Annotated in this window: 6 protein-coding genes; 3 read left to right on the top strand and 3 right to left on the bottom strand. The window is 65.6% G+C overall.

Annotation, left to right across the window (positions count from 1 at the left end):
- Positions 1 to 124: 124 nt before the first annotated feature.
- Positions 125 to 1,000: a UTP--glucose-1-phosphate uridylyltransferase gene (locus AC0L21_RS30620; RefSeq protein ID WP_027515491.1), complete on the bottom strand. Its 876-nt coding sequence runs from the start codon at positions 998 to 1,000 to the stop codon at positions 125 to 127.
- Between the two features lie 202 nt (positions 1,001 to 1,202).
- On the opposite strand from AC0L21_RS30620, the gene AC0L21_RS30625 reads away from it, so the two are divergent.
- Together AC0L21_RS30625 and AC0L21_RS30630 are read left to right on the top strand one after the other, a co-directional pair.
- Positions 1,203 to 2,600: a lytic murein transglycosylase gene (locus AC0L21_RS30625; protein ID WP_473265396.1), complete on the top strand. Its 1,398-nt coding sequence runs from the start codon at positions 1,203 to 1,205 to the stop codon at positions 2,598 to 2,600.
- A 178-nt stretch (positions 2,601 to 2,778) separates the two neighbouring features.
- Positions 2,779 to 4,467 carry an SGNH/GDSL hydrolase family protein gene (locus tag AC0L21_RS30630; RefSeq protein WP_473265399.1) on the top strand — a complete coding sequence of 563 codons (1,689 nt, stop codon included), beginning with the start codon at positions 2,779 to 2,781 and terminating at the stop codon, positions 4,465 to 4,467.
- Positions 4,468 to 4,603: 136 nt separating this feature from the next.
- Here the strand turns inward: AC0L21_RS30630 and AC0L21_RS30635 are convergent, their stop codons facing one another.
- Both AC0L21_RS30635 and AC0L21_RS30640 read right to left on the bottom strand, forming a co-directional pair.
- Positions 4,604 to 4,978, bottom strand: a complete 375-nt coding sequence (locus tag AC0L21_RS30635) for a CsbD family protein (protein ID WP_473265401.1) — start codon at positions 4,976 to 4,978, stop codon at positions 4,604 to 4,606.
- Positions 4,979 to 5,051: 73 nt separating this feature from the next.
- The gene (locus AC0L21_RS30640; RefSeq protein ID WP_247406320.1) at positions 5,052 to 5,789 is read right to left on the bottom strand and encodes an SDR family NAD(P)-dependent oxidoreductase; all 738 of its coding nucleotides are present in this window, start codon (positions 5,787 to 5,789) and stop codon (positions 5,052 to 5,054) included.
- Positions 5,790 to 5,887: 98 nt separating this feature from the next.
- Between AC0L21_RS30640 and AC0L21_RS30645 the strand changes: the two genes are divergently transcribed.
- Positions 5,888 to 6,667: an SDR family NAD(P)-dependent oxidoreductase gene (locus AC0L21_RS30645; RefSeq protein WP_473265405.1), complete on the top strand. Its 780-nt coding sequence runs from the start codon at positions 5,888 to 5,890 to the stop codon at positions 6,665 to 6,667.
- Positions 6,668 to 6,830 lie beyond the last annotated feature (163 nt).

Here is a 6,830-nt window from a genome sequence, read left to right on the forward strand (position 1 = left end):
CCACCCCCCCCCCCGGTGGGGGGGTGTTTTTTTCCTCGGGTTTTGGCGGGGGGCCCCCCCCAAAACCCCCGGGCCCCCCCCCCCCCCCCGTGCGCAATTGCGCACTAGGCCGGGACGACGGAGACTACTGTCCCAGGTACTTCTTCATCTCCGCGATCAAACCGTCACGCAGCTCCGGCCGCTTCAGGCCGTAGGCGATGTTGGCGCGGAGGAAGCCGGGCTTGGAGCCGCAATCGTGGCGCTCGCCCTCGAACTCGACGCCGTAGAATTTTTGCGATCTGGCGAGGCCGATCATGGCGTCGGTGAGCTGGATCTCGCCGCCGGCGCCGCGCTCCTGGGTCTCCAGGATCTTGAAGATTTCCGGCTGCAGGATGTAGCGGCCGGTGATCGAAAGGTTGGACGGCGCGGTGCCCTTGGCCGGCTTCTCGACCATGCCGTCGACCTCGAACATCTTGCCGGTGCGTTTGCCGACGCCGCAGATGCCGTATTGATGGGTGAGATGGTCGGGCACCGCCTCGACCGCGATGACGTTGGATTTCTCGCCGAGCTTGCTGGCGGTGTCGATCATCTGCTTCAGGCAGCCGGGCGAATTGAGCACGAGTTCGTCGGGCAGCACGACCGCGAACGGCTCGTTGCCGACGATGTCGCGCGCGCACCAGACCGCGTGACCGAGGCCAAGCGGCGCCTGCTGGCGGGTGAAGCTGACGGCGCCGGCTTCGGGCTGGTTCTGCGCCAGAACGTCCTGCTCGGTCTTCTTGCCGCGCGCGGCCAGCGTCGCATCGAGCTCGAACATCCGGTCGAAATGATCTTCGATGACACTTTTGTTGCGGCCGGTGACGAAGATGAAGTGCTCGATGCCGGCTTCCCTGGCTTCGTCATAGACGTACTGGATCAGCGGCTTGTCGACGATCGTCAGCATTTCCTTCGGCATCGCCTTGGTGGCGGGCAGGACGCGGGTGCCGAGGCCGGCAACGGGAAATACGGCTTTGCGGATTTTCATGGGATTGATCGAATACCTGAGGAACACGTGAAGGGAGCAATGGCACTTGCTAGCTTGTTTGCAGCCGCCAACAAAGGCGGATGTGGGGCCTCATCCTCACAGAGTTAAGAAAAAGGCCACCATCAAAATTTCACCTTTGTTAAGCTGTTGGCAACCGTAACCAGGCCTCCTGAGGGCGGATTTTGGCCGGACAGGTGTGGACATGATGCAATCAATGGCAGGGCTGGCAAAACGAGGCGGGTCCGTGACCGGTGCGACGATGATTGCGGCCACCCTGCTGTTCCCGCTTCCCGCCGGCGCGCAGGCTCAGAACGGTCTGTCAAATCTGTTCGGCGGTATTTTCTCCGGCCCGAACGCGGCGCCTTCGCAAGCAGCGCCCGGGCCCAGCGGCGCTCCAACGGGAGTTCAACCCTGGACCGGCGAGGACGGCGCCTCCGGCCATCCGCTGATGACAGCCGCCGCGATCCGGGAGGCCGCCGGCAACTTCAACAATTGCGTCGCAGGGATGTGGCCCGATGCCGCACGGCGCGGCATCACGCAGGAAAATTTCCAGCGTTTCACGGCAGGCCTCGCGCCCGATTTGCGCATCATGGACCTCATGGACTCGCAGCCCGAGTTCACCAAGTCGATCTGGGATTATCTCGACATCCTCGTGAACGACAACCGCCTCACCAAGGGCCGCGAGGTCCTGGCCAAATACAAAGCGCAGTTCGACGCCACTGAAAAAGCCACCGGCGTCGATCGTTATATCATCGCCTCGATCTGGGGCATCGAATCCAACTACTCGACTCAGATGGGCGACCGCAGCGTGCTGCAATCGACCGCGACGCTCGCCTGCATCGGGCGCCGGCAGGCTTACTTCAAGGACGAATTCCTCTCGGCGCTGGAGATCCTCAACCGCGGCGATCTCAGGCCCGAACAATTGCGCGGCTCCTGGGCCGGCGCCTTCGGCCCGACGCAGTTCATGCCGACCGCGTTCAAGCGCTTCGCCGTGGACGGCGACGGCGACGGACGGCGCGACGTCGTCGACAATCCCTCCGACCTGATTGCGTCGACCGCCAACAATCTGAAGAAGGACGGCTGGCAGGCCGGCCAGACCTGGGGCTACGAGGTCGTGGTGCCCCAGGGCTTCAACTACATGCTGGCCGATCGTGCCAAGGCGATGACCGTCGCGCAGTGGGAAAAGCTCGGCCTCAAGCGTCCGACCAACCAACCCTTCCCGCATCAGGCCGAGAAGGCCTATCTGCTGGCGCCGGCCGGCGCGCAAGGACCGGGCTTCCTGATGCTGCAGAACTTCCGGGTGATCATGAAGTACAACCCGGCCGAGGCTTATGCGCTGGCGATCGGCCATTTCGCCGATCGCCTCCGCGGAGGCCAGCCCTTCGTGCAGCCCTGGCCGCGGCAGGAACGCGAGCTGTCCCGGACCGAGCGGCTGGAACTGCAGCAGTTGCTGGCCCAGCGCGGCTTCTACAAGGGCACCCCCGACGGCCAGTTCGGCGGCCAGACCCGGGAGGCCCTGCGCAATTTCCAGGCCTCGATCGGGGTGCCCGCGGACGGATTTGCCTCCTCCGACGCTCTGAACCGGCTGCGCGGGCGGTAAAATCGCGCCGAAAGTAACCCTGAACAGGGATTTTGCCCGGCAACCTTGACCGGGGCGGCGGTTCGCCGTGTATGGGCCAGGATCTGAGAGAATCTGAAAAGAGAATCTGCCCGTTTGGCGCCCGATTCCGCTATTATATCGAGCCTGTCCCGATCCCTATTGCCCGTGCCGAGATCGCATGTCGAAGAAGTCCCTGCTCAAGGTGCTGACCGAGACCGGCCCGCTGATCGCGCTGGGGACGGCGCTTGCGATGCTAGTCTCGGTTGCGGGACCCGCCTCGGCGCAGTTCTTCAACTTCCCCGGCTTCGGCGGCCCGCCGCAGCGCTCGGCTCCGCCGCCACCGCGGAACGGCGGAGGCGGAGGCGGCGGATGGTTCGGAGGCGACTTCTTCGCGCCATTCCAGCAGCAACAGCCGCAAGCGCCGCGTCAGGACTTTTCGCGCGCACCGGCGCCGGCCAAGCGCGACACCATTCCCGACAGGAACGTGCTGGTGATCGGCGATGCCATGGCCGACTGGCTCGCCTACGGCCTGGAAGACGCCTACACCGAGCAGCCCGACATGGGCGTGATCCGCAAGCACAAGACCACGTCCGGCCTGATCAAGTACCAGCCCAAGGGTGAACCCTCCGACTGGACCGCTGCTGCCAAGGGCATTCTCGAGACCGAGAAGCCCGACGTGATCGTGGTGATGCTCGGCCTCAACGACCGCATCGCGATCCGCGAGGCGGCAGCACCTGACAAATCGGACAAGGCGACGGACAAGGACAAGAAGAACGACAAGGGCGCGCGCAGCAAACCACCGGCCAAGCCCGGCGATGCCAAGCCCGGCGACACCGCGGCGAAGCCTGACGACAAGCCGGCCGATGCCGACCTGCCGCAGGATGATGCCGACAACGCTGACGCACCGGCGGTCGCCGTGCCCGAGAAGACCGCGCGCAACCCGAACGGCCTCTACGAATTCCGCGACGAGCGCTGGGTCGAGCTCTACGGCAAGAAGATCGAGGAGCTCGCCAATGTCCTCAAGTCCAAGGGCGTGCCGGTGCTCTGGGTCGGCCTGCCCGCCATCCGCGGTCCCAAGGGCACCGCGGACATGCTTTTCCTGGATTCGCTCTATCGCGAAGGCGCGGCCAAGGCCGGCATCACCTATGTCGACGTCTGGGACGGCTTTGTCGACGAAGCCGGCCGCTTCCTGCAGAAGGGCCCCGACTTCGAAGGCCAGATTCGTCAGCTCCGCAGTGGTGACGGCGTCTATTTCACGAAACCCGGCGCGCGCAAGCTCGCGCATTATGTCGAGCGCGAGATCACGCGCCTGCTCGCCGGGCGCTCCGGCCCGATCGCGCTGCCGAGCGAACCGGCGACCCCCGACACCAGTGCCGAACCCGGCAAGCCTGCTCCGCGGCCGCTGGCCGGCCCGATCGTGCCGCTGGTCGCGGCCTCGATCTCGACCGATCAATTGCTGGGTGGGCCGGGCTCGCGTCCTGCCGCCGTCGATGCGCTCGCTGCGAAAACGATGGTGAAGGGCGAGCCACTGGCCGCGCCCGCCGGCCGCGCCGACGATTATGCCTGGCCGCGCCGCGAAGTCGGCCGCGAGCAGGCCAAGGGCGATACGCCGGTCGCCACGACGACACCCGATGGCGGTACGCCGGGTGCGGCCGCAGCCATCGCGCCGCCAAAGCTTGCGCCGAAGAAGCCACCGGCGCCGCAGCAACCGGCACAGGCCGCGCCATCGATGCGCGATTTCTTCGGCTTTGGTTCGCCGCCGCCCCCGCCGCGTCAATTGGCGCCGGCGCCGCGCAATCCGAATCCCAACCCCGCGATCCCGCGTCCGCCTGGCAATGTCGGGCGATCGGCGGAAGTGTTCCGCTAGTTGATCTCATGTCCCGGACGCGGCGCAGCCGCAGAGCGGACATAGCCGTCGCAACATCCATAAAAAAGGCCCCGGCTCGGCAACGCGGCGTACACGCCGCACTGCCTCCGGGGCCTGATGCTTATCGCGCGTTGGCTTAGCCGTAATAGCGCCAGCGTGGCGGCGGACGGCGGGCGGGCCGCGCCATCAGCAGCGCGAGCGCGAAGCCGATGCCGCCGGCGACCAGCAGCGCGGCCATCGGGTTGTCCTGCACCTTCTGGGCAATCGCCTGCGAGCCGTCGCGCAAGGTTTCGGCCGGCTTGTCGTAAGCGTCCTTGGCATAGCTGGCCGCGGTGTCCGTGGCGTCACGTACGGCGTCCTTGGCCTGGCCGTAGAGATTCTGCACGGTGCCGGCGGCTTCACGTGCCTTGCCGGACGCCTGTGTCTGCGTATCGCTGGCCATATCTCCCATGGCGCCTTCCGCGCGTCCGGCGAATTCCTTGGCCGATCCGACAATCCGATCCTTATCCATGATGCTCCTCCTCGGGGGTCAGCCCAAGTAACCGATCAGGAGCGGCGCAGTTCCATCAGACTTGAAATTGGACTCAAAGAATAAGCCCGCCGTCGACGACCAGTGTCTGCCCGATGATGTAGGACGACAGCGGTGATGCCAGGAACAGCGCCGCGCCCGCCATGTCAGCCGGCGTGCCCAATCGCCGCAGCGGAATGCGTGAAAGTGCACCTTCGAGCCGCTTGGGATTGTCGGTCGTCACCTTCGTCATCTTGGTGTCGACCAGACCGGGCGCGATGCCGTTGACGCGGATGCCGTCTTCGGCCCAGGCCTCGCCCAGCGTCCGTGTCAATCCGACCGCGCCGGTCTTCGACGCGTTGTAAGCAGGATTGCCCATGGTGGAGTGATAGGCCGCGGTCGAGGACACCATGATCAGCGATCCCCGTGAGTCCCGCAACATGGAATGAAAGCGCGTGGCGCAGGCCATCAGGCTCATCAGGTTGACCTCGACGACCTTGCGAAAGCCGGCCATCTCGAACTCGCCGCGGCGATAGAGCACCGCGCCCTGTGCGAGCACCAGGATATCGAGCCGATCGAACGACGGCTTGAACGCTTCGACCGCGCCGGCATTGCCGACGTCGAGTTGCGCGTAGGAGAGACCGGTGAGATCCGAGCCCTCCTCAGCTGAATATTCCTTCGCGTGAGCACGCGTGCCGCAGACCGCAACTTGCGCGCCCCTGACACGAAAGGCTTGCGCGATACCGTTGCCGATGCCGCTGGATCCGCCGACGACCAGCACCTGCTTGCCTGAGAAATCGAGCTCGTTCGTCATCGCTGGCCTCCCCGATTGTCTTGCTTGTTTGACCTGTCTGCGGATCGATGACAGCCTTGTCAATCACAGCAAGAACAAGCAGGGCACGAGGAAAGACCATGTCCGATTTCAAGCAGCTCAGCCGGTCCGTGAAGGGCCTGACCGTTCTCGTCACCGGCGCGGCCAGCGGCATGGGGCGTGCAACGGCCCGCGTGTTCGCCGCTGACGGCGCAAACGTTGCCGTCACCGACTATGACGAGCAGGGCGCGCTGGCCGTGGCGAAGGAGGTCGCGGCAAGCGGCGGAGCCGCGAAAGCCTGGAAGCTCGACGTTGCCGACGGCGATGAGATCAAGCGCGTGGTCGGCGACGTCGCGACCCATTTCAGCGGGCTCGACATCATCGTCAACAATGCCGGCATCTCCGTGCGCGTCGCGATCGACGACGAAGCCTATGAGGACGCCTGGGCCAAGGGCCTCGCCGTGATGCTGACGGCGCATCCGCGCATCATCCGCGCCGCGCTGCCTCACTTGCGCAAGTCGAAGAGCCCGCGCATCGTCAACATCGCCTCGACCGAGGCGCTCGGCGCCACCGCGTTGCACAGCCCCTATTCGGCGGCGAAGGGCGGCGTCGCCAGCCTCACCCGCTCGCTTGCGGTGGAGCTCGGCCGCGAAGGCATCACCGTCAATTGCATCTGCCCGGGGCCGGTCCGCACCGCCATCACCGACCGGATCTCGGAAGAGCACAAGACCATCTATGCCAAGCGCCGCACTGCACTGGGCCGCTACGGCGATCCCGAGGAAGTCGCGCACATGACGCTGAGCCTGTGCCTGCCGGCAGCGTCCTTCCTCACCGGCGCGGTGATTCCGGTCGACGGCGGCCTGATGGCGCGCAACGCGTGAGCGGCACCAAAGGTGCGTAGCCTGGATGGAGCGCAGCGCAATCCGGGTTCTCACCTCGCGGGAAGACTCCCCCGGACTACGCTGCACTCCATCCGGGCTTCTGTAACGGGCCTTGGTTAGTCAATCCCTTTTTGCGGCATCCTCTCGCCGGGAACCTGCTTCT

The sequence above is a fragment of the Bradyrhizobium sp. WSM4873 genome (assembly GCF_055811355.1).

Excerpts from the sequence above, each read along its gene's own strand:
- AC0L21_RS30620 (WP_027515491.1), bottom strand. The coding sequence starts at position 1,000 with ATGAAAATCCGCAAAGCCGTATTTCCCGTTGCCGGCCTCGGCACCCGC.
- AC0L21_RS30625 (WP_473265396.1), top strand. The coding sequence starts at position 1,203 with ATGATGCAATCAATGGCAGGGCTGGCAAAACGAGGCGGGTCCGTGACC.
- AC0L21_RS30630 (WP_473265399.1), top strand. The coding sequence starts at position 2,779 with ATGTCGAAGAAGTCCCTGCTCAAGGTGCTGACCGAGACCGGCCCGCTG.
- AC0L21_RS30635 (WP_473265401.1), bottom strand. The coding sequence starts at position 4,978 with ATGGATAAGGATCGGATTGTCGGATCGGCCAAGGAATTCGCCGGACGC.
- AC0L21_RS30640 (WP_247406320.1), bottom strand. The coding sequence starts at position 5,789 with ATGACGAACGAGCTCGATTTCTCAGGCAAGCAGGTGCTGGTCGTCGGC.
- AC0L21_RS30645 (WP_473265405.1), top strand. The coding sequence starts at position 5,888 with ATGTCCGATTTCAAGCAGCTCAGCCGGTCCGTGAAGGGCCTGACCGTT.